This window comes from Pseudomarimonas arenosa, from assembly GCF_014841215.1.
Lineage (GTDB): Bacteria > Pseudomonadota > Gammaproteobacteria > Xanthomonadales > Xanthomonadaceae > Pseudomarimonas > Pseudomarimonas arenosa.
On sequence record NZ_JACYTR010000027.1, the window covers coordinates 25,623 to 47,220 of the forward strand.

18 protein-coding genes are annotated in these 21,598 nt (G+C 64.3%); 4 read left to right on the top strand and 14 right to left on the bottom strand.

Annotation, left to right across the window (positions count from 1 at the left end):
* Positions 1-29 precede the first annotated feature (29 nt).
* From IFO71_RS12925 to IFO71_RS12950, 6 genes are all read right to left on the bottom strand, one after another.
* Positions 30-965, bottom strand: a complete 936-nt coding sequence (locus IFO71_RS12925; protein WP_192030061.1) for a hypothetical protein — start codon at positions 963-965, stop codon at positions 30-32.
* Between the two features lie 225 nt (positions 966-1,190).
* Complete coding sequence (gene pyrF / locus IFO71_RS12930) at positions 1,191-1,904, bottom strand: orotidine-5'-phosphate decarboxylase (RefSeq protein ID WP_192030062.1); 714 nt, start codon at positions 1,902-1,904, stop codon at positions 1,191-1,193.
* Positions 1,897-2,739: a 5'-nucleotidase, lipoprotein e(P4) family gene (locus tag IFO71_RS12935; RefSeq protein ID WP_192030063.1), complete on the bottom strand. Its 843-nt coding sequence runs from the start codon at positions 2,737-2,739 to the stop codon at positions 1,897-1,899. Before IFO71_RS12935 ends, pyrF begins: the two co-directional genes overlap by 8 nt.
* A gap of 65 nt (positions 2,740-2,804) precedes the next feature.
* Positions 2,805-4,787 carry a UvrD-helicase domain-containing protein gene (locus tag IFO71_RS12940; RefSeq protein WP_192030064.1) on the bottom strand — a complete coding sequence of 661 codons (1,983 nt, stop codon included), beginning with the start codon at positions 4,785-4,787 and terminating at the stop codon, positions 2,805-2,807.
* A gap of 33 nt (positions 4,788-4,820) precedes the next feature.
* Positions 4,821-5,612: an alpha/beta fold hydrolase gene (locus tag IFO71_RS12945; protein ID WP_192030065.1), complete on the bottom strand. Its 792-nt coding sequence runs from the start codon at positions 5,610-5,612 to the stop codon at positions 4,821-4,823.
* Positions 5,609-6,634 carry a M14 family zinc carboxypeptidase gene (locus tag IFO71_RS12950; protein WP_192030066.1) on the bottom strand — a complete coding sequence of 342 codons (1,026 nt, stop codon included), beginning with the start codon at positions 6,632-6,634 and terminating at the stop codon, positions 5,609-5,611. Before IFO71_RS12950 ends, IFO71_RS12945 begins: the two co-directional genes overlap by 4 nt.
* A 286-nt stretch (positions 6,635-6,920) precedes the next feature.
* Between IFO71_RS12950 and IFO71_RS12955 the strand changes: the two genes are divergently transcribed.
* Positions 6,921-7,967, top strand: a complete 1,047-nt coding sequence (locus IFO71_RS12955) for an SGNH/GDSL hydrolase family protein (RefSeq protein WP_192030067.1) — start codon at positions 6,921-6,923, stop codon at positions 7,965-7,967.
* Here IFO71_RS12955 and IFO71_RS12960 read toward each other — a convergent pair.
* The 5 genes from IFO71_RS12960 to glyA form a co-directional block, all read right to left on the bottom strand.
* Positions 7,944-8,543, bottom strand: coding sequence for a riboflavin synthase (locus IFO71_RS12960; protein WP_192030068.1), 600 nt, complete (start codon positions 8,541-8,543; stop codon positions 7,944-7,946). The genes IFO71_RS12955 and IFO71_RS12960 overlap by 24 nt on opposite strands.
* 32 nt (positions 8,544-8,575) lie before the next feature.
* The gene (gene ribD, locus IFO71_RS12965; RefSeq protein ID WP_225444621.1) at positions 8,576-9,643 is read right to left on the bottom strand and encodes a bifunctional diaminohydroxyphosphoribosylaminopyrimidine deaminase/5-amino-6-(5-phosphoribosylamino)uracil reductase RibD; all 1,068 of its coding nucleotides are present in this window, start codon (positions 9,641-9,643) and stop codon (positions 8,576-8,578) included.
* Positions 9,644-9,672: 29 nt separating this feature from the next.
* Positions 9,673-10,161 carry a GNAT family N-acetyltransferase gene (locus IFO71_RS21870; protein ID WP_332309375.1) on the bottom strand — a complete coding sequence of 163 codons (489 nt, stop codon included), beginning with the start codon at positions 10,159-10,161 and terminating at the stop codon, positions 9,673-9,675.
* The gene (gene nrdR, locus IFO71_RS12970; protein WP_192030070.1) at positions 10,158-10,670 is read right to left on the bottom strand and encodes a transcriptional regulator NrdR; all 513 of its coding nucleotides are present in this window, start codon (positions 10,668-10,670) and stop codon (positions 10,158-10,160) included. Before nrdR ends, IFO71_RS21870 begins: the two co-directional genes overlap by 4 nt.
* A 168-nt stretch (positions 10,671-10,838) precedes the next feature.
* The gene (glyA, locus tag IFO71_RS12975; protein WP_192030071.1) at positions 10,839-12,089 is read right to left on the bottom strand and encodes a serine hydroxymethyltransferase; all 1,251 of its coding nucleotides are present in this window, start codon (positions 12,087-12,089) and stop codon (positions 10,839-10,841) included.
* A gap of 73 nt (positions 12,090-12,162) precedes the next feature.
* Between glyA and IFO71_RS12980 the strand changes: the two genes are divergently transcribed.
* Positions 12,163-14,307 (top strand): O-linked N-acetylglucosamine transferase family protein, encoded by a 2,145-nt coding sequence (locus IFO71_RS12980; protein WP_192030072.1) that lies wholly within the window; start codon positions 12,163-12,165, stop codon positions 14,305-14,307.
* A 95-nt stretch (positions 14,308-14,402) separates the two neighbouring features.
* On the opposite strand, the gene creD is transcribed toward IFO71_RS12980, so the two are convergent.
* Positions 14,403-15,758 (bottom strand): cell envelope integrity protein CreD, encoded by a 1,356-nt coding sequence (gene creD, locus IFO71_RS12985; RefSeq protein WP_192030073.1) that lies wholly within the window; start codon positions 15,756-15,758, stop codon positions 14,403-14,405.
* A 149-nt stretch (positions 15,759-15,907) separates the two neighbouring features.
* On the opposite strand from creD, the gene IFO71_RS12990 reads away from it, so the two are divergent.
* Both IFO71_RS12990 and IFO71_RS12995 read left to right on the top strand, forming a co-directional pair.
* Positions 15,908-17,179 carry an MgtC/SapB family protein gene (locus tag IFO71_RS12990; protein WP_192030074.1) on the top strand — a complete coding sequence of 424 codons (1,272 nt, stop codon included), beginning with the start codon at positions 15,908-15,910 and terminating at the stop codon, positions 17,177-17,179.
* Between the two features lie 145 nt (positions 17,180-17,324).
* Positions 17,325-20,330 carry a ligand-binding sensor domain-containing diguanylate cyclase gene (locus IFO71_RS12995; protein ID WP_192030075.1) on the top strand — a complete coding sequence of 1,002 codons (3,006 nt, stop codon included), beginning with the start codon at positions 17,325-17,327 and terminating at the stop codon, positions 20,328-20,330.
* A 50-nt stretch (positions 20,331-20,380) separates the two neighbouring features.
* On the opposite strand, the gene IFO71_RS13000 is transcribed toward IFO71_RS12995, so the two are convergent.
* Together IFO71_RS13000 and IFO71_RS13005 are read right to left on the bottom strand one after the other, a co-directional pair.
* Positions 20,381-21,187, bottom strand: coding sequence for a DUF2145 domain-containing protein (locus IFO71_RS13000; protein WP_192030076.1), 807 nt, complete (start codon positions 21,185-21,187; stop codon positions 20,381-20,383).
* The gene (locus IFO71_RS13005; protein ID WP_192030077.1) at positions 21,187-21,591 is read right to left on the bottom strand and encodes a hypothetical protein; all 405 of its coding nucleotides are present in this window, start codon (positions 21,589-21,591) and stop codon (positions 21,187-21,189) included. Before IFO71_RS13005 ends, IFO71_RS13000 begins: the two co-directional genes overlap by 1 nt.
* Between the last annotated feature and the right edge of the window lie 7 nt (positions 21,592-21,598).

A 21,598-nucleotide genomic window follows, 5' to 3' on the forward strand; every position in this document is an offset into this window, starting at 1 on the left:
AGAACGCACCCCGAGGTTAAGCGCTGGGCTTAGTTCGCGGTCGCCGGTTCTTCTTCGACGACTTCTTCCGTCGTCTCGTCCACCGGGCCGGCCACGGCTGCCGGCTTGTTCAGCTCCTTCTCGATTTCGGCCAGAGCTTCCTTGCCATACCAGCGGTCATCGCGCTTGATCATGTCGGTTTCGAAGCTCAGCGCCTCACCGAACAGGGTGTAAGCGACTTTCACCTTGGCGCTATCGGCCTGTTCGTTGACCACGTCGGCCTTGACGCTGTTCAAGGTCTGAGCGAGATCAAAGCCGTACACGGCCAGCACATCTTGCAGACCGACATAGGCCTGGCCGGCCTTGCCCAGCATCTGTTCGAACTCCATCGCCTCGACCTGATCCAGGGTCTGGATTTCCAGACCGCGCGCGGCCTTGACCGCGGCGGCGATGGCCTGCTTGGCCTTGTCGCGATCGAAGAACTTGGCGCCTTCCAGCCATTTGGCGGTGGCATCGAGCATGGCCGAGGCCTGCGCCTTCTGATCGGCGGTCAACTTTTCGCTCTCATTGATTGCCTGAGCGGCGAAACCGCGCCCCATGCCGATCATCAGCGGCATCTGCGCGGCCATTTCCTGTTCCATCTTGGCCAGCTGCGGTTCCAGCTCGGTGTACAGCGCGGTCTCGGCATCGGCTGCGGTGAGCTTGGCCATCATCTCAGCAAACTCGGCCTTTTCCTTGTCGGACGCCGGCTCTTCCTTGACCTTCTTGACCCACTCGGTCTTCATCTTCTCGTACTGAGCCGGCGGCACGGCGGCCTTCAGCACCGATACCAGGTCACCCTTGCTCATCGCCTTGGCAGAGGCAGCGACAGTTTCACCCGGCCCCATCGACTTAGCGGTGATGTCGGTGGTGGCTTGCTCGGACTGGCAGCCAATCAGGGCAAGCGAGAACACGCTGGCCGCGGCCAGACTTAGAAATCGACGCATGGGTTACTCCAAAGCAACGCGATGAAAACAGCCTCACACTTTAGCAAAGCCAGCTGACAATGCGCGACCGAAGGCAAAGGTGAAAAAAAAGAGCACCCGGAGGTGCTCTTGCAAACGAGTCCGAACTCAATCGGAAAGAGATGTCATGCCCGCCGTCCAGGCAAACGATGACGAGACAAGCGTACTTGAGCGCGATATCTAAATCAATACTTTAAGGAAAACTTCTTAACTATTGATATTTAAAGATTTTTCAATCTGAGATTGAAGCAGAAGGGCAGTCTGCCGGGGGTCGACTGCCTGCCGGATCGGCCGACCGACCACAATATGCGTGGCCCCGGCGGCAAACGCCTCGGCCACACCCACGGTGCGCTTTTGGTCGTCGCCACCGCCGCCGTCCGGCCGGATACCCGGGCACACGATCAGAAACGGCGCCGGATGTGCCTGACGCAGAGCGGCGGCCTCCTGGCCGGAGGCCACCACGCCGTCGCAGCCGGCACGGCGCGCAGCACTGGCCCGATCCAGCACCTGCGCCAGCGGATCGCGCTGCACACCCAGCAACTGCAGATCCTGCTGGTCGATCGAGGTCAATACGGTGACCGCCAGCACCTTCATGGCGCCCTTGGCCTCCGCGGCGGCTCGCAGCATTGCATCCTGGCCGGCGTGAATGGTGCAGAACTCCACCGGGTAACGCGATAGGCCGCGGATGGCGTGGCCGACCGTGGCCGGCACGTCATGGAACTTGAGATCGACAAAGACCTTCTTGCCGGCGGCGGCCAGGAATTCCAGCACGCCGAAGTAGTCGCCCGAGGTCAGCAACTCCATACCGATCTTGTAGAACTGCACCGCATCACCGAGACGATCGATCCATTGCCGCGCCTCGGCCGCGGTGGGCACATCGAGGGCAAAGATCAACCGCTCGCTGGACGCATACTCATTCATAGCGCAGGCCGCGAAGCAGGCACTCGTTGCCCGCTTCGGTCTCGCCGCAGCGCAGCCGGATGGCTGCTTCCCAGGAGCCGTAGGCCGGATTGGGCAACATGATCCAGCGTCGCCCCCACCAGTCGGCATGCTGCTGCACCAGCGCTCCGCGCTGTTCGATGCTGCTGCGATAGCCGTCGACGAAGTCGCCGAGGTTGTCACCAATCAACAGCACCACCCGATAGCGTTCGCCGATCCAGCGCCGACGGGTGCCTTTCTCATGCTCGGGCGCGCGCGGATCGCCGGCCAGAAACAGATTGCTGTTGTCGGCGGCGATCGGGTAGCCGAGCTTGCGCAGATTGTCAGCGGTGCCGGCGAACTCTTCCGGATAGGCGCGGTTGGTGACGAAGAACACCGTCACGCCCATCTTGGCTGCGGCGTCAGCAAAGGCCTGCGCCCCGGGAACGGCACGCGCGGCGCGCTCGTTGACCCAAGCCAGCCAGGCTTCACTGCTGTAGCGGCTGTCGTCACGAATATTGCGCGCCTGAAACGGTGAATTGTCGACCATGGTTTCATCGGCATCGACGATCACCGCCAGCGGCAGGTCGGCGTCCGGGCTGCGTTCATCGGCAGGCAGGGCGCTCCAGCTCGGATCATTGGCGGCCGCCTGCATCTTTTCGGTTGCGTTGTGAAAGGCAGCCAGCGTGGCGGCCTCGTACTCAGCCGCGGTTTGCATCCACAGCGTGGCGTTGAGGTTGTTGTGGGCCGAAACGGAGGCCGCGTCCCGGCTCACCGGCACCGTGCTGCAGGCGCTCAACGACAGGGCCAGAACCGTTACCAAGACGCGCAAACGCATCAGAACTCTCTCCACACTAATCAGGCAATCGGCGAAGTGTACACGCTGCGGTTTGAAGACCGCGGTCAATCATTGGCCAACAAGGAAGCGATGGCGCTGAAGCGATCCTTGGTGCGCTGCTGCTGCACCTCAGCGTGGCGCTCGCTGCTCTCACCATCGCGCAACAGGTCATCGGCGGGCAGTTCGTCGATAAAGCGGCTCGGGGTCAGCCGCAGCAGCTCGCCGTACTTGCGCTGCTCGCGGGAATAGCTGAGCACCAGCTGCTGTTTCGCCCGGGTAATCGCCACGTACATCAGGCGCCGTTCCTCGTCGAGTCGCCCCTCATCGATGCTGGCCTCGTGCGGCAGGGTGCCCTCCTCCACGCCGACCACGAACACGCAGGCAAACTCCAGCCCCTTGGCCGCATGCATGCTCATCAAACGCACCGCCTCACCGGCTTCACCGCGATCGGCATGACCGAGCAGGGCCAGCTGATTGGACAAGCCATCGAGGCCGGAGCCCTTGGCGCCCTCCAGCCAATTGGACAGCTCATCGAGATTGGCGCGGCGACGTTGAAATCCGCTTTCATCCTTGCATTGAGCGCGCAGCGCGGCCAGCAGACCACTGCTTTCCAGCGCGCGCTGACACAGCGCCGAGGGCGCCAGATCGCGCGCCTCGCTGCGCAGTCGATCGACGATCGAGGCAAATTCGCTCAGACCAGCGCCGGCACGGGCCGGTAGCTGCTTGATCAGGCCGATCTGACCGGCCGCCTTGCTCATCGGCATGCCGGCGTGTCGCGCCAGCTCGGCCAGCTTGGCCAAGGTGGTCGAACCGACTTCGCGCTTGGGCGAGCCAATCGCGCGCAGGAAAGCAGCGTCATCATCGGGATTGGCCAATACGCGCAGCCAGGCCAGCAGATCCTTTACTTCGCCGCGGTCGAGATACGCGGTGCCGCCCGAGAGGTGATACGGAATGCGCAGCAGCTGCAGCGCCTTTTCCAGCGGTCGCGACTGAAAGTTACCGCGGAACAGCACCGAGAAGTCGCTCCATTCCAGCTTGCGCGATTGCTTCAGGAAGCTGATCTCGGCGGCCACCCGTTCGGCCTCTTGCTCGGCGTTCTGGCACTGCCAAAGGCGAATCGGCTCACCCTCGGCGTGCTCGCTCCACAGCTTCTTTTCATACAGGTGAGGGTTGTTTGCGATCAGCGTATTGGCGGCGCGCAGAATGCGCCGCGAGCAGCGATAGTTCTGCTCCAGTGGAATCACCTTCAGCTCGGGAAAGTCCTTGCCAAGCTGGCCGAGGTTTTCCGGATTGGCGCCGCGCCAGGCGTAGATCGACTGATCGTCATCGCCCACACAGGTGAAGCGGCCGCGCGGCCCGGCAAGCAGCTGCAGCAGCCGATACTGTGCGGTGTTGGTGTCCTGATATTCATCGACCAACAGGTAGCGGATGCGTTCGCGCCAGGCCGCCGCCAAGTCCTCATCCTTAGCCAGCAGATCCACCGGCAAGCGAATCAGGTCGTCAAAGTCGACCGCATTGAAAGCGTTGAGGCGCTGCTGATACTCAGCATAGATCTCGGCCGCCTCTCGCTCACGCGGGCTTTGCGCCAGTGACAGCGCCTGCTCCGGCGACAATCCATCGTTCTTGGCCCGCGACAGCAGATGCTTCACGGCATCGACGGCGTCAGGCTTGGCGCCCTTCGGCAGCAACTCTTTCAGCAGCCCGGCACTGTCGTCGGCATCGAACACGGAAAAGCCACGGCGCAGCCCGGCCTTGGCGTGCTCGATCATCAGAAAGCGCAGCCCCAGGGAATGGAAGGTGGTGACGGTCAAGCCTTCGCCAGCATCGCCACGCAGCCGCCTGGCCACGCGCTCGCGCATTTCCTTGGCCGCCTTGTTGGTGAAGGTGATCGCGGCAATCTTCGCTGCCGGCAACTTTTCCACCGTCACCAGATGGGCAATCTTCTCGGTGATCACCGTGGTCTTGCCGCTGCCGGCGCCGGCCAGCACCAGCAAGGGGCCGCGGGTGTAGCGGACGGCTTCCATCTGGGCGGGATTGAGCGAGGCCATTGCGGTGTCGACTGCGAAAAACGGCCGGCGATTTTAGCCCGATTGACGCCGCGGGTCTTGCAGCAGGCTGTCGTTTTGCCAAGCGCGTATCTGGGCGACTACCCATTCAGGGTCATCCAGCGGCAAATCGTGCCCGGCCCAGGGATGCAGCTGATAGGGCAGCTGCCAGGCCTCGGCCAGATCTGCCGTGCAGGCCGGATCCACCAGACGGTCGCCGGCCGAGGAAAGCAGCAGCAGGGGAACCTTGGGGGCCACCAACGGCGCCCGAAACCGCAGGGCCGCGCGCAGCTGGCGCCAGGCATTGGCCCGAGTGACCGGTGCCTGCTCCCCGATCGCCATCCAGTGATCAATCAGTTGCTGACCGACCTCGCTGGCCAGCGGCACCCGACGGCTGGTCATCTGCAACACCTGCGCTTCCCAGTGGCGCCGATGCCCCCCCACGGCCATGCTAAGCACGCGCGGGTAGTTCGCCGGCCGCAAACGCCGATACCAGGGCGAGAACGGCCGCAGACTGGTATTGATCAACACCGCGCCGGCGACCTCATCCGGATGCTGAGACGCCCACAGGCAACTCAACATTGCGCCCATCGACATCGCCACCAGCACCCGCGGGCCTCTCGATCGTTCGGGGGCGAGCGCCGTTCTACAGGCCTGCAAGGTGGCCTGCAGGTCGTCCGGACTAGCATCGCGCGCCCGCTCACCGTTACCGGGCAGGTCAAGACACCGAACTTCTACATCTAGTTCCCGCGACAAACGTCGCGGAAAGTCGCCCCAGTGCCGTGCCTCTCGGGTCAGGCCGCGCAGCAACAGCCAGTGCGCGCTCATGCTGACGCCACCTGAAACCAGCGCTGCTGGGCCAGACTCGAGTGGCGCTGACGCGCTTCGCCCTGCGGCAGCCAGCGTTGGTAGCTCGCGGTCGCCCGGGTAAGGAAATCCAGCCAGGGCAAGTGGCGACGCAACACGCGCTGCTGCCGGTGAGCAATCTGCGGGTTGAAGATGCCCTGGCGGGAAAACAGCTGCCGCGGGTTCTTGCGCACCCAGCGCCAGGAGCCCATTTCCAAAGTCAGCGGCAGAAACACGCGCCCGCTGCCGGCGATCTGCAGATGCAGAAAGTCCCACAGATCGCCGTGGGCCAGATACTGCATGCCCTGCGGCTCAAACACGTAGGGGTGATGCGGATGGCTTTGTTCGAACAGCGCATGCAGGGCGTGCAACTCAGCCAGATGTTCAATCGGCCGGCGGGTATGCGCATAGGGAAACCAGATACGATCCTGCATGCCAAAGCCGGAGTGGCAATCCACGCTGACGGCAAATCGCCGACAACTCAATTCGCTGGTCACCAGCTGACACAGAGCCGCCGCCTCGACCTGCATCGGCACGCCCGGCAGGCCGCGAAACCAGGGCAGACGGGCACTGACGCGCTGGCCGCCGATCAGATAGGGCACCTTGTCGTCGGCGTCGACCGGGGCATTGCGCATCAGATCCACGCCCTGCGGGTTGGCCCGGGTGCGGCGCAGGATGCCGCCCGGATTGACCACCGGCATGAACACCAGACGCACCCGGGTCAGCAGATCGCGCAGGCTGTCGTCCCAGGGCAGGCGCGTCAGCAGATGCCGAAGCCAGGCCAGCACCACCATCGAACCGATGCGCTCCAGCCCGTGCACGCCACCAAAGAAACCGATCGCCGGCAGCTCGTCATCCGCCGCGCCCAGCGCCAGCGACCACAGCTGCAGGCGCTGCTGGCCGACTTCGACCTCGCCCAGCGAACGCGCATCGACGCAGCCCGCACCGAGCGCGAGCAAGGCGTTCAACTCATCAAGTTCGACTACCGACACCGGGCGATTCATTGGCGGAGATGCACCGAGCATAGCCCTGCTGCGCCGCGCTTGGTCACCTCAGTGTCTGTCATCGAACTGTCATCGAGACGATCTAGCGTGCCCAGCACGTCTCCCGACAGACCAGCACAATGTCCCAGTCCAGCGGCTTTAGCCTGCGCTGTCTTCCCGCCTTGCTGTGGGGTGCACTGGAACTGCTGGCCCTGTGGCGCGCACGCTGGCTCGGATGAGTTGAGGCGCTGCAGCAGCAGCGACGGCGGACTACACTGTTCGCCCCCGAAATCGGTCCTACCACCCCATGCGAATCTCCCCGGCGCGGGCCGCGCTCCTGCTCGGCTTTGCCCTGCAGCCCCTGCTAGGCCACGCCACACCACGCCCGCTGGCCGTGCTCGGCGACTCCGACAGCGCCGGCTACCAGGACAGCATCAGCTTCCCGCCCGGCTCGCCGGAGCGCGGCGGCGCGCATCGGGCACAAAGCTTTCAGTGGACTGAAGTGTTAGCGACGTTACGCTCCGCACAGCTCGACCTTGGGCCACGCGAAGAAACCGGCGTGGCAGGTTGGCGCGCGCGATTGACCGGCCTGGTCGGCGAAACACCACGGGCGCCGCGCAAGTTCGATCATCGGCATAACTTCGCCATCTCAGGTGCCGTGTGCGAAAACCTGACTGGCGGCAATTCACCGCAACTGCATGCCCTGACCCGACTGATCGCCGAGCAGCCCGCGCAGTGGCGCCGCGGCGCCGTGGTGATTCGCATCGGCATCAACGACCTCGGCGATGGCGACCGCTTGGCTGCGATCGCGACCGACCCCAACCATGCCGATTTCGTCCACGCCCGCACGCACTGTCTCGAACAGATTCAACAAGCGGCCCTGCAGCTGCGGGCGCAGCAGCCGCATCTGCTTATCGTGCTGGTGGGTCTGTTCAACAACGCGCATTGGGCACCCTATGTGCCGCGCTTCCAGCAAGCCGAGCAGCTGGCCAACATCGATCGCGCAATCGATGGCTTCGACTCGGCCCTGCGAGCCCTGGCCCACGGCGACAGCGGCATGCTGTTCTTCGATGATCGCGCCTGGTTTGCCGACACCTTCGGCGGCCGCGCAGACGACGGCTCAGCGGCGTATCGATCGCTGGCGATCGGCGATCTGACCGTGCACTACACGCAGGGCGATGCACCCGAGCATGCCATCCTCGCCGACGGCCACATCGGTACGGTGTGGAATGCATTGTGGGCCAATCACCTGCTGGAACTGCTCAACGCAGCATGGCATCGCCGCGGCGACCCTGAACCCGCCATTCCACCGATCAGCCAGGACGAAATCCTAGGCCTGCTCGGTCGCCAGTAGCCGCTCGGCATAGCGCGCCAGCAGGTCCACCTCCAGGTTCACCGCATCGCCGACCCGGTTAAACTCAAAGCCGGTGTGGGCAACAGTGTGCGGGATCAGCGCAACCTCGAATCCGCCGGTGTCGACCTCATTCACCGTCAGACTGACACCATCAACGGCGATCGAGCCTTTCTTGGCGACGTAGCGCAGCAGCTCGGCCGGCGCAGCGAACCGCCAGCGCTGGGCGCGTCCGTCCTGAACGATCGATTCCACCGCACCCAGCCCGTCGACATGGCCGGAAACGATGTGGCCGCCGAAGCGAGTAGTCGGCAACATGGCGCGCTCAAGATTGACCGAGCGCCCCAGCGCCCACTGCCCCAGGGTGGTACAGGCCAGAGTCTCGGTGGAAACATCGGCGACAAATGAGCTCGCATCGAACTCGACCACCGTCAGGCAGCAGCCCGACACCGCGATGCTCTCGCCCATTTCGACCTGATCGAAGGGCAGGCTGCCGACGTCGATCTGCAGGCGCAGATCGCCACCGCTGGGCATCATCCCCTTGACCTTCCCTCGCCCCTGTATCAATCCGGTAAACATCCACCTTCCTCGATCATGTTGAAATCGCCGGTTCAGATGCTGGGCACCGCAACAGGCCGCAGCCGCAGGCGCAGATCCTCGCCGACCTGGCGGCATTCCAGCAGGCGCCAGCGGCCCTGCTCAGTCAGCTCAGTGACACCCAGCGCACCCAGCGCCGGTCGGCTGTCGCCACCGAGCAGGCGCGGCGCCTGATACCACAACAGCTCGTCTACCAACTCGGCGCGCAACAGCGACGCCGCCAGGATACCGCCACATTCGGTGTGCAGCTCGTTGATGCCGCGCTCGGCCAACGCGTGCAGCAGTTGCGGCAACTCAACACCCTGTTCATTCGCCGGCAACGCCAGGGTTTGGCAGGGCCAGTCGGTTCCCTTCAGCAACTCGGGCGGCGCTACCAGCAGGGTCGGCGTGGCCCGATCATGGAACAGTCGCGCGCTGATCGGCGGCAGTCGACGATGAGCAAGAATCACCCGCAACGGCGGCGCGAATGGCTGATCAAGACGCACGGTGAGCAAGGGATCGTCTATCTCGACCGTTCGCGCCGAGCTCAGAATGGCGCTGCTGCGCGCCCGCCAGTACTGCACATCCTGGCGTGCGGCCGCGCCGGTCACCCAACGCGATGCTCCATTGGCCAGCGCGATACGCCCATCCAGGCTGCTGGCGAGCTTGAGTCGCACAAACGGCCGGCGACGCTGAACGCGGGCATAGAACCCCAGGTTCAGCTCGCGCGCCTGGGCCTCCATCAATCCCACCTGCACTTCGATGCCAGCCTCGCGCAGACGCTGCACGCCGCGGCCATTGACCTGATCAAACGGGTCGCCGGCGGCCACCACCACCCGTTTCACCTGGGCGGCGACCAGAGCCTCGGCGCAGGGTGGCGTGCGTCCGTGGTGCGCACAGGGTTCCAGCGTGACGTAAGCAGTCGCCCCGCGCGCCTGCGCGCCGGCTTGGCGCAGCGCAAAGACCTCAGCGTGGGGCCCGCCCGCCTGCAAATGCGCCCCCTCGCCCACCCAGGTTTCGCCCTGTGCGATGACACAGCCGACCCGCGGATTGGGCTGGGTGGTGAACATGCCGCGCGCCGCCAACTGCAGGGCGTGCGCCATGCTGCGGTGGTCAAAGACGCTGAATTCGCTCACCTCGGCGTCTCCGGACCCAGCTGCAAGCTCATAACGTCCACCGTTTGTCCGTATACCTCGGCTTGCGTGACGCTGTTCCAACCCAGGCGTTGGTAGTAGTCGCGATGAAACGGCGTGAACAGCCATAGCCGCGACAGCCCCTCATCGGCAGCGAAGCGACATAACGACTGAACCAGCTGTTTCGCCACGCCACGACCGCGCGCTGACGGTCGCACGTACAGGCTGGCCAGCCAAGATGAACCGAAATGGTCGAGCGACGGCGCGTCTTTCTCGACCAGACTCACCGAACCAAGCAGATCGCCAGCCTGATCGGCAATCAGGGTGTTTGGCCAGTGCTGCCGTTGCGCATGTTCAACCAGCTCATCGTGGGCAGCCTGCCGACTCCAGTCGGGGCCATACAGCGCACCCCACTCGGCGTAATGCCAGTCAGCCAGTCGGTCGACCCAAGCCGGCCGCTGCGACAGCGGCCTGACGACCACGTTCACTTGCTGCGCTTTTCCAGCGTATCAAGCAGGGGCAGCTGCAGACCATCGAAACTGGGCAGATCACGCTCCAGCCGCTCGATCTCCTCACGGAAAGCCTGCACATCCTCGAAACTGCGATACACCGAAGCAAAGCGCACATAGGCCACATGGTCGAGCTTCTTCAGCTCGGCCATCACGCATTCGCCAAGCCGAAGCGACGGCAGCTCACGCTCGCCAGCGTGGCGCAGCGCACGAATCACCTCGCTTACCGCCTTGTCGATAGCGCCCGCCGAGACCGGGCGCTTCTGCAGGGCACGCTCGAAACTGGTGCGCAACTTGCGCTCATCGAACGGCTCACGGCGACCATCGCTCTTGACGATCGATGGCAGCTTGATCTCGGCCGTCTCGAAGGTGGAGAAACGCTCGCCACAATGCGGGCACTCGCGCCGTCGACGCACCGCCGACCCCTCATCGGCCAGGCGCGAATCGATCACGCGCGTGTCTTCGTGCTGGCAGAAGGGGCAGTGCATTAGGAGTCGGGATTCGAGATTCGGGAATCGGGATTCGGGAACAAGCCGGCAAGTGCCAACGCTGAGGCTCGGTCATGAGCAGACCGCAGATCGAAGTCGAAATGCTGGGCTGTTTGCAGTGTCATACAAGTGCCGCGACGCTGATCACGAATCCCGAATCCCGGCTCTTCAGCCATACACCGGCAGTCGCCGACACTGCGCCGACACCTTGTCGCGCACGGCATTGATCACTGCCTCGTCATTCGGCGCGTCGAGCACGTCGGCCATCCAGCCGGCCAGGTCGATGCTGTCCTGTTCGCTGTAACCGCGTGTGGTGATGGCCGGGGTGCCGATACGCAGCCCCGAGGTAATGAAGGGCGAGCGCGGGTCGTTCGGCACGGCGTTCTTGTTCACCGTGATATGCGCCTTGCCAAGCGCGGCTTCGGCATCCTTTCCGGTGTACTCGCGGCCGATCAGGTCGATCAGCATCAGATGGTTCTCAGTGCCGCCGGAGACGATCTTGTAGCCGCGCGCGATCAGCGTCTTGGCCATGGCCTGGGCGTTCTTCACCACCTGCGCCTGATAGCTCTTGAACTCCGGCTCCAGCGCTTCCTTGAAGGCCACCGCCTTGGCGGCGATCACATGCATCAGCGGGCCGCCCTGGGTGCCTGGAAACACCAGGCTCTGGAACTTCTTCTCGATCTCTTCGTTGGCCTTGCACAGGATGATGCCGCCACGCGGGCCGCGCAAAGTCTTGTGAGTGGTCGAGGTCACCACGTCGGCGTGCGGCACTGGATTGGGATACACGCCGGCCGCGATCAAGCCGGCCACGTGGGCCATATCAACAAAGAAGTAGGCGCCGACCGACTTGGCGATCTCGGCCATCCGCGCCCAATCGATCTTCTGCGAATACGCCGAGAAGCCACCGACCAGCATCTTCGGCTTGTGCTCCTGCGCCAGGCGCTCAATCTCGCTGTAGTCGAGCAGGCCGTTTTCATCCACACCGTACTGCACCGCGTTGAACAATTTACCGCTGAAATTGACCTTGGCGCCGTGGGTGAGGTGGCCGCCATGCGCCAGGCTCATGCCGAGGATGGTGTCGCCTGGCTGCAGCAGGGCCAGATACACCGCCGCGTTGGCCTGCGAACCGGAATGCGGTTGCACATTGGCGTAGTCGGCGCCAAACAGCTGCTTGACCCGCTCGATCGCCAGCTTCTCGGCCACGTCGACGTGCTCGCAGCCACCGTAGTAGCGCTTGCCCGGATAGCCTTCGGCGTACTTGTTGGTCAGGACGCTACCCTGAGCTTCGAGCACCCGCGGGCTGGCGTAATTCTCCGAGGCGATCAGTTCGACATGGTCTTCCTGGCGTTGGCGCTCGGCCGCCATGGCCTGGGCCAGTTCAGAATCGAAATCGGCAATCTTCATCGTCGCGGAAAACATGCACGGGCCCTGCAGATGGGAAAGCCCACTATCATAAGCCGCTTGATGCCGATCAGCCGAATTGCACGCTCATATGCCCATTCCATCGCGCCCTGGCCGCGCCAAGATCCCGCAACCGATCCAGACAGCGCGCGCCGCGATTCAGGCCGGACGCCCACAGGAGGCCCTGGCGCCGCTGCGTAAGCACCTGAATCAACAGCCGAATGACGCCGCCAGCTGGGGCGTGCTGGGCCACTGCCTGCGGGTCAGCGGCGACCTCGGCGGGGCCGAGCAGGCACTGGCGCGGGCGGCGCGGCTGGATCCGCGGATGGCCGCCACCCTGCGCGAACAAGGGTTTCTGAAGCGCGACCAGGGCCAGGTCGTGGAAGCGGTGAATCTGCTCGGCCGCTACCTGCAGCTGCACGATGAGCCGGCGGTGCGCTTCGAGGCCGCGCGCCTGGCCGCTGATCTGGAGCCGCGGGTTGCCGAGAGCTTGCTGGCTCCGCTGCTGGCGGCCCACCCAAAGGCGTTTGAATTGGTCCTGCTGTCAGCGCAGATTCAATCCCGCCTGGGCCAGGTCGATAGTGCCATTGCGACGCTGGAGGCTCTGCGCCAGCAACGACCGAACGATTTCAATGTGGTCAACCTGTTGTACTGGGCTCGCGTGCAGCGCGGCGACGATGCGCTGCTACGGATTGATCTGGCACGGCAATTGGCCGAGTCGACCCAGGATGCCGAACGCTGGCTCAATCTGGCCCAGGAACTGCAGCATGCCGGGAGATTTGCCGAGGGCCGGGCCGCGGTCGAATCTGCGCTGCGCGCCAATCCCGACTTCCTGCCGGCGCACTGGGCCAAGTTCCAGTTGCCGCCCAGTCCTGCACCCGAGAGTGAGGCCGCGGTCGAACAGTTCCGCCAGGCCTGGGCCGAAGGACTGGCCCACTTCGAATCGATCGACTTCGAGTCCGGCAAGCACAACGCGCAGATCTGGGGCTGCGTCGGGCAATGCACCGCGTTCTATCGGCACTATCTCGGCGACGAGGTGGAAGATCTGCAGCAGCGTTACGGCAGGCTGCTGCGACGCATGATGCATGCGCTGGCGCCGGACAGCGCCGAGCGACCGCTACGCCAGGGCAAGCGCCGCATCGGCTTCGTCTCGGCGTATTTTCGCGAACACACCGTGGCGCGCCTGTTCGTGCCGCTGATCGAGCAGCTCGATCGCGAACGCTTCGAAGTCCATGTGTTCTCCCTCGATGATGTCGGCGACCGCTGGTCGCAGCGCCTGCAGGTGGGCAGCCTGTTCCACGCCGGCCGACGCGGCGCGCCGGAATGGCGCAAGCTGATTGATGCGGCGGAACTCGATGTTCTGGTCTACAGCGAGATCGGCATGCACCCTTTGACCCAGGGTCTTGCCGCGCTGCGACTGGCGCCGGTCCAGGCGGTGCTGTGGGGACACCCGGTGACCACCGGGCTGGACACCATCGACCTGTTCTTGAGCGCCGACCAGTTGGAACCCGCCGACGCCGACCGGCACTATCTGGAACCGCTGGTGCGGCTGCCAGACCTCGGCCACGGCCTCAGTGCTGCCGACCTTCCTGAACCGACGGCCCCGACCTGCATCAGTCGTCGCGAACAGGGCATCGAGCTGTTGTGTGCACAGTCGGTTTTCAAGATGCTGCCGGCTCAGGATTACCTGTTCGCGGCCATTCTGGACGCCCTGCCCAACGCACGACTACATTTGCTGGCCGACCACCGTGCCGATGTCCGCCACTGGCTGCAGCAGCGCATGGCGCGCGCCTTCGCCGAGCGCGGCAGTCAGGCCATTGAGCGCGTGCAGATTCATGGCTTTCTCTCCCATGCCGACTACCTCGGCCTGTCCAAGGTCAGCGATCTCAACCTCGACACCATTGGCTGGTCGGGCGGCATGAGTGCGCTGGACCTGCTGGCCGCTGGCCTGCCCACGGTATGCCTGCCCGGCAGCAGCATGCGCAGCCGACAAACCGCCTGTCTGCTGCAGTTGCTCGGTCTCGACGAGTTGATCGCACGGGACCAGGCTCACTACATTGAACTGGCTGTTTCGCTGGCACGCGCACCTGAGCGCCTGCAGGATTTGCGCCATGCGCTGCAGGAAAGGCGTAACCGCCTGTTCGGAAGCACCGCCACCCATCAGGCCTTGGCCGAGCTGTTGGCCGGCGTGGGTCGCGACAGCCGCGGCCAGCTGATCCTTCCACCTGGCCATTGAGAAACTCCATCCGGCCATCTTGATGCCGCATGTCTTGCGATCCTCGGCCTTGCCTGCGCGCCGTTGAGGCGCGCTTCGACAAGCGCTATGAGTAGTCAGCGAGCCTCAGGTTCATGGTTGGGCCGCGCTCCGACCAGATTCCAGTCAAAGCGTCGACTCACCACCATCACCGCGGCCAGCAGCCCGAACAAGGCCAGGGCGCCGACCAGCAAGGCAGTATCCTCGGCGCTCAAGATCAGATACAGCAACAGATACAAGCCGAATAGCAACGCGGTGAAACTGATGGTTCGCGCCCGGCTGCCCAATGCCGGGCTGATATAGAAGCCGATCAGACCGCCGCAAGCGGCCGCTGCCATGCTGTACGCCAGGGCGAACCCCAGATGTTCGGACAAGGCCAGCAAGAGCAGGAAGAAGAGTGCCATGGCCAGGCCGGTCAGCCCGTACTGCATCACATGTACTTCCAGCGCACGCAGCATCTCAACGAAGAACACCGTGCCGAACACCAGGACCAGCATCAGCAGGGCGTAATTGATCGCGCGTTCGGTCATCAGATAGCGGTCAACCGGGTCGACGAAGTTCACTCCGAGACTGCTCGACTCCAGCGCCAGACACTGGCCCTGCTCCTCGACACAGCGGGTCACTCTCGATTGAGCATCGCTGGCCAGGCGGCTGACACGCCAACGTGCGCTGAAGCCCTGAGCGCCCAGCGTTCGCTCGATCGGCAAGAAACTGCCGCTGAACCCGGGGTGTGGCCAATCGCTTTCCAAGGCCACCTCATTCGCATCGGCGATCGGCAACCAGGCCAGGCGTTGTGTGCCACTCAAGCTCAAGCCCACTTGCACCTGCAGGGCCGATGCCTGTACCTGCTCGACGCTCAGCTCGGCCTCAATACCCGATGGCATCCCCGGCAGACCGCCGCCCGGCAAGGCCGGCAAAGCGCGGCCATCGACCTGCCAGGTCACGGCGCCAATGCCGCGTGCATCTCCGACCGCCAGCACCAGGTAGGCTCGCTTGATCGTGTAGTCGACCTCGTCCTCGGCCGGCTGCCGGCTGAGGCGAGGGAACGCCGCGTTCAGCTGTTGCTCGGAATGGAACAGCAACGCACTGAACGGGCCGCGATTGCGGCGCTCACTCAGCGCCTTGGACGTTATGGTCAGACTCTCGGGAAACAGCACCCGGCGCTCAGTATACTTTTCGAAGTCCTCGAACTGTCGCAAGGTGCCGTTCTCGCTGACGCTGCGCTGCCGGCGCAGCGTGCTGACCGCTTCGATCACCAGCAGGGGTCCGACCACGGTCTGTTCACCACCGCTGGCGAGAGCGATATCCGCCACCACTTCGGCGCCACGCGCTTGACGCTCGGCCACCAGGCCATCGAGCATGGCCAGCGGAATCAACAGCACGATCAGCACAACGGCGATCAGCAGCAACTTGATAAACAGTCGTCTATTCATGTTTGTTCCCCGAGAGTCCCGAGCATTCAAGCTCTCGCAGGCGGCAAACGACGGGCCAAATTCGGGCAGATTCGGGCACGATGTCTGAATGATCGGGCACGTCTACCGAGCGCCGGCAGCGGCCGGCTCTTGTTACGCTACAGGCCATCATGGACAACGGTATCCTCTCGGCACTGGCAGCGGCGGTCGGCATTGGCTTGATGCTGGGCATCGAGCGCGAGCGCAATCAGAAGATTTCTCATCCGGAACAGAAGACCGCAGCCGGCGTACGAACCTTTGCCGTAGCCGCCCTTACCGGCAGTCTGGCTGCGCTGTTCGATCCGCTGCTGGTGTCCATTGGCCTGCTCGGCGTGGCGGGACTGGTCGTGATCGGCTATCTGCGCACCTCGCAGGAACAGCCCGGGATGACCACCGAACTGGCCTTGATCGTGGCCTATCTGTTGGGTGCCTTGTGTCATCGCGACCCGGTGCTGGCGGCCGGAATCGCGGTGATCCTGACCGTGTTGCTGGCGGCAAAGACCAAGATCCACCAATTCTCCCGCGAGTGGATCTCGGCGCAGGAAATGCGCGACGGCCTGGTGTTGGCTGCGGCGGTGCTGATCATCCTGCCGCTGCTGCCCAGTCAGCCGATCGATCCCTGGTCGCTGGTCAATCCACAACGCATCTGGTTGTTGGTGGTGTTGATCATGGCCATCAGCTCGTTGGGGCATTTTCTGTTGCGACTGATCGGCGCGCGTCGCGGATTGCCGTTGGCCGGATTCTTTTCCGGCTTTGTATCGTCCACCGCGGCAGTGGCGGGGTTTGGCGAACGCGCGCGCGCCTCGGCACAGCACCTGCGTCCGGCGGTGGCCGCGGCGATGATGGCCAACCTGGCATCGGTGTTGTTGTTCATTCCGGTGACCTGGGCGATCTCTCAGCAGGCCATGCGGCTGGCCTTGGCACCGATCGGCGCCGCGGCGGGGGTATTGCTGATCGGCGGACTGCTTGGCTTGAGCCGAATCCAGGAGGGCGATGACCCCTTGCCCAGCGCCGAGCAACGCATGTTTCGCTTGCGCCATGCCCTGTTGTTAGCCCTGTTCATCAGCCTGATCGTAGCCGGTGCGAGCCTGGTGCATCGCCAGTTCGGCGCTGGCGCCAGCGTGGTGGCCACTGTAGTGGCCTCGCTGGCGGAATTGCACGCCTCCGCGGCGTCATTGGCGCAATTGTTCGAACAGGGGGCGTTGTCTGAGCGCCTGTTCGGGTGGGGACTGGTGGGTTTACTGGTGGCCAGCAGCACGGCCAAGAGCGTGCTGGCCTGGCTTTCTGGCGGCCGCGGCTATGGCGCTCGGGTCACTCTGGGCCTAGCCATCATGTGCGCGACCGCAGCCCTCACGGTGGTCTTGCTGCCGGACGGATCGATACTGACCACGGCAGGTGAGTAAGGCGCTGGCATTCACATGACCTTCGCGACAGGACCAGGCACCCTGATGCTCTGAGCACTCAGCGCAGTCGAGCCCCGTGCCGATGCAGTCAGCCAACGCCGCAAGTCCGGAGCCGCCCCGCAGCCGTCCGTGGTTGAGTCTGTGTTTGCTGCTGTTGTTCGCGGGGTCGCCGATCGCCGCCGCGACACGCCCGCTGGATGTCGCCGACCAGGGCGCGCCGGTTTTTCAGGTATTCGGCGCCAAGGAAGGGTTGTCGGATGAAATCTGGAGCGCGGTCGGATTCGATCAGCAGGGCTTTGTCTGGGCCGGATCGGCATCGGGATTGGCGCGCTTCGATGGCTATCGCTTCACTCCCTATGAATGGCCCGAAGCACGCAGTCTGGTGCGCGATATGGCGCACGACGCCGACGGCCTGCTATGGGCAATCTTCGAACGCGAAGGATTGGCCAGCTATCGCGACGGCCAATGGCGGCTGAGCGGTAACCGCAGTTTCTCGCAGCGCTTCTCGCCGATCGATCCGCTCGGAGAGGCGCGGCAACTGTTCGTCGCCCAGGCCGATCTCAATATGCGGGTTGAACAGGGCGTTTGGGTGCCTGCCGAGCCCGGCAGCAGCAGCCTGCCCGGCGACCAGATCAAGCTGACGCGCACGTCCACACTGTACGGCGAGGCGCGCTGGTGGAGCGGCCGCAGCGATGGCAGCCTGTGGTTTCAACGCGTTGATGGCGAGCCTCTCTGGCAAGCCTTTGACCTCTCCGCCTACTCCACCAGCCAGATCACCGATCTGCTGCGCACCGAACACCGCGGCCGCGAAGAGCTATGGATACTCACCTACGGCGGCGGTCTGCTGCGCCTGCGCGACGATGGCGTGCGCGTGTGGCGGGCGGCGCGCGGCGAACTGCCCAGCGAAGCGATCTACTCCGCGGTGGCCACGCATGATGCCGAGGGCGAGCGCACCCTCTGGCTGGCCTCACGTGGCGGCTTGATCCGACTGCAAGCAGAGCAGACCCGCGCCTTTGATCGCCGCCACGGGCTGCCTTCGAATGCCATCCGCGGCATCAAGGCACGGCGCAGCATCGACGGTGAGGACACATTGTGGCTAGCGACCGAGGGTGGTCTGGCCCGTGCACGGATCAGCGCCAGTCCGTGGCAGATCGTGTCGTTGATCGGCGCCTCGGAGAACGGCGTATTTGGACTGTTGCTGGAACCGGATGACCACGGTGGCGAACGGCTGTGGGTGGGCAGCGCCAAGGAGGGGCTGGCCATGCTGCACGAAGGCCAGTGGCAGTATTTCAGCGCTGCCCGCGGCAATTTTCCCGACGCCGCAGTTCGCGGCATCTGGCGTATGGAAGGCCTGGACGGTGAGCCTCTGCGATTGATTGGCCTGGTCGATCGCGATCCCCTGCGCATCGAAGGAGCAGCAAGCTTCAGCCGTTTCGAAACCCCCTGGCCGAAGCAGAATGGCAACGCGCTCACCAGCGTGCTGTCGCGCACGGTCGCAGGCGAGCGCGAGCTCTGGATGGGCACCCTGCGTAGCGGTGTCTACCGCCAGGATCAGAGCGGCTGGCACAAGCTCGAGCTGAGCCAGCAGCCAAGGGCCTGGGCTGCATTCAGCCTTACTGAACAGATTGATTCATCGGGGCGCTCATGGATCTGGCTGGCGACCGATCTCGGACTGGCGCGCTTCGATGGCGAGCGCCTGCAGCTGCTGCACGCCCTGCCGGATCTGCCCAAAGGTGGCTTTCGCTCAATCACCCTGATGCCTGATCAGCACGGCCGCGCGGAACTATGGGCCAGCAGCCATCGCAACGGCGTGGTCCGACTCGATGTCAGCTCACCGGATCGGCCCCGAGTACTCACCGATGACCGCCTGCCAGCGGCACCTGATCCGACTGTCTACTCGGTACTGCGCGACAGCCAGGGACGCATCTATGTGTGTACCAATAACGGTGTGCAGAAGCTGGTGCGCGATGCCAATGGCGGCTACCGGCAGACCGTGTTCAGACGCCGCGACGGCCTGGTGCACGACGAGTGCAACAGCAACGGCCAGTTGATCGACGCGCATGATCGCTACTGGGTCGGCACCCTGGCCGGACTCAGCCTGTACGATCCGGCCCTGCAACCCGAAGCAGAAACCTTGCAGCCAAAGCCGCTGATTCTGACCCGGCTGCTGGTCGACGGCCTGGAACAGCTGACCCGCCGCAGCGAGCTGCTCATTCCCGCCGGCAGCCGTGACCTGCGCTTCGAGTTCGTGCTGCTCAGCGACCAACGCGAGAGTGAGACTCGCTACCGCAGCCGCCTGTTGCCTGATGACCCAGCATTCGGCGACTGGTCCTCCCTGCCCGGCCGCAGTTTCGGCCGCCTCGCTCCCGGCGACTATCTGCTCGAGATCGAGGCGATGGACTACGGCCAGACCTTGGGCCAGCCCCTTAGCATAGCGTTTCGTGTCGCGCCGCAATGGTGGGAACAACGCTGGGTGCAGGCCTCAGGCCTGCTGGCACTGGTGTGCCTGGCGGCCATTTTCGGACTCGCCTACCATCGCCAGTTGCGTCGGCGACAGCGCGAACTGCTGCAGCTGATCCAGGATCGCACGGCCGAACTTAACCAGGCGAATGCACGACTGACCGAGTTGTCCTATCTCGACCCCCTGACCCAGCTGGCCAACCGGCGACGCCTGATGGAAGCACTGGAGAAGGCCTTGCAGTATGGCCGCAGCGAGCAGAAATCGATCGGTCTGATACTGATCGACATTGATCACTTCAAGGATTACAACGATCACCACGGTCACCTGGCCGGCGACACTGCGCTGCGCGCGGTCGCCCAGGCCCTGAACAGCGCCAAGCGAGCGCGCGATCTGGTAGCGCGCTATGGCGGTGAAGAGTTTGTCTGTCTGCTGGAAGACAGTGACGCGCAACTGGTGGATCAGGTGGCCCGACGTATGCATCAGCGGGTCGCCGAGCTCAGCCCGCGCAGCCTGGGCAACAATCAGCATGGCGCCTCGATCAGTCTAGGCTTTGTCTGCCGCATACCGCGCCCCGGCGACCGTGCTGAGACCCTGCTGCAGGACGCCGATCTGGCCCTGTACGAAGCCAAACACCGGGGCCGCAATCAAATTGTCGCCCATCACGACCTGTCGATCTCGGCCTCCAGTTAAGCTACGCGTTAAGGAATGACGCGCTGGTGCTTATCCCGGATATATCCGGCTTATAGCGCCCCCGGCCGAGCAACCCAGCTCCCACCCTGCCATTCGGACTGCGCCTGCACCTGCCCCTGCGATTGCAGAAACTGCACGATCGAACGCACCGTGGTGGTCTGGTAGCGCCCACCGAGGCGATCCTTGACACTGTGCTCGGTGAACTCGACATTGCTGGCAAACAGGCCGCCGAGCAGTCGCTTCGAGTACGGCACGTGGATCACATCGGGGTGATAGCGCTGCCCACTCAGCCAGGCCTGCGCGGTGCCGCGATCGTCCGCTCCCGGCCGCATCGCCGCTGCCAGCAGTTCCAGCACCCAGGCGGTCGAGTTCTGGCTACGCTGCTTACCGGGCCGCGAGAGCAGGTTGTAATGCGCTTGATGCAGTGCCAGCCAGGTCGATTCACTGGCCTCGTCGGCCAACTGCCGAGCCAACGCCTCATCCAGCCAGATCAACCGGGCCTGCGGCGCTGCCAGATGATCAGCGAAGAAGTTGACCAGGCCCTCAACATAGAGATTGGACTCGGCACTGCCGCATTCATTCAACAGGTGCACCACGCTCCAGCGTCCTTCCGGCCTGTCGCGCAACAACACGCCGACATGCGAATAGACCAGGCCCTGCTCGGCAAGATCGGTGCCGACGCGTGCCACCAGGGCCGCCGGTGCATTGCGTCGCTCAGCTTCGTGCCGTACCGCCAAGGCCATCGCCACCGCGGTTTCAAGCTCGCCTGGCGTCACCGGCTCGGGCGAGCAGGCTTGGCCTGCTTCAACCTCAACGTGGGCCAGAGCGAGTATCAGCAGCACGACCCAGCGGCGCATCAGGGCACCCGCCGACGATGCATCATGGAACTGGCCAGCGCATTCGGAACAAACGCCAGCACTTCTCCCGCCAGCGAGAGCAGATAACCGCCACTGACGGCGGACACCGTCAGCACCGAGCCCGCCGCCACCCCGACGGCCGCCACCGCATGGGCAGAGAGCTGCAGGCTGAATTCAGTCGCCGCACTGGCACCCCGCAGCACCAGCACCGCACCCTCGCCGCTGGCCTCGACCGAGATCACCGCCAGATGACCAGCGGCGGCCAGCACATCCAAGGCCGCGCTGGGCAGACGCACCGAGGCCAAGGCGCTGGCTTCGGACGCCGCACTGAGATCACGCTGCGCCGCCGCCAGCGGCGCTGAGAGGGCCAAACTGAGCAGCCATACCACTGTTGCGGTCTTCATACGACTC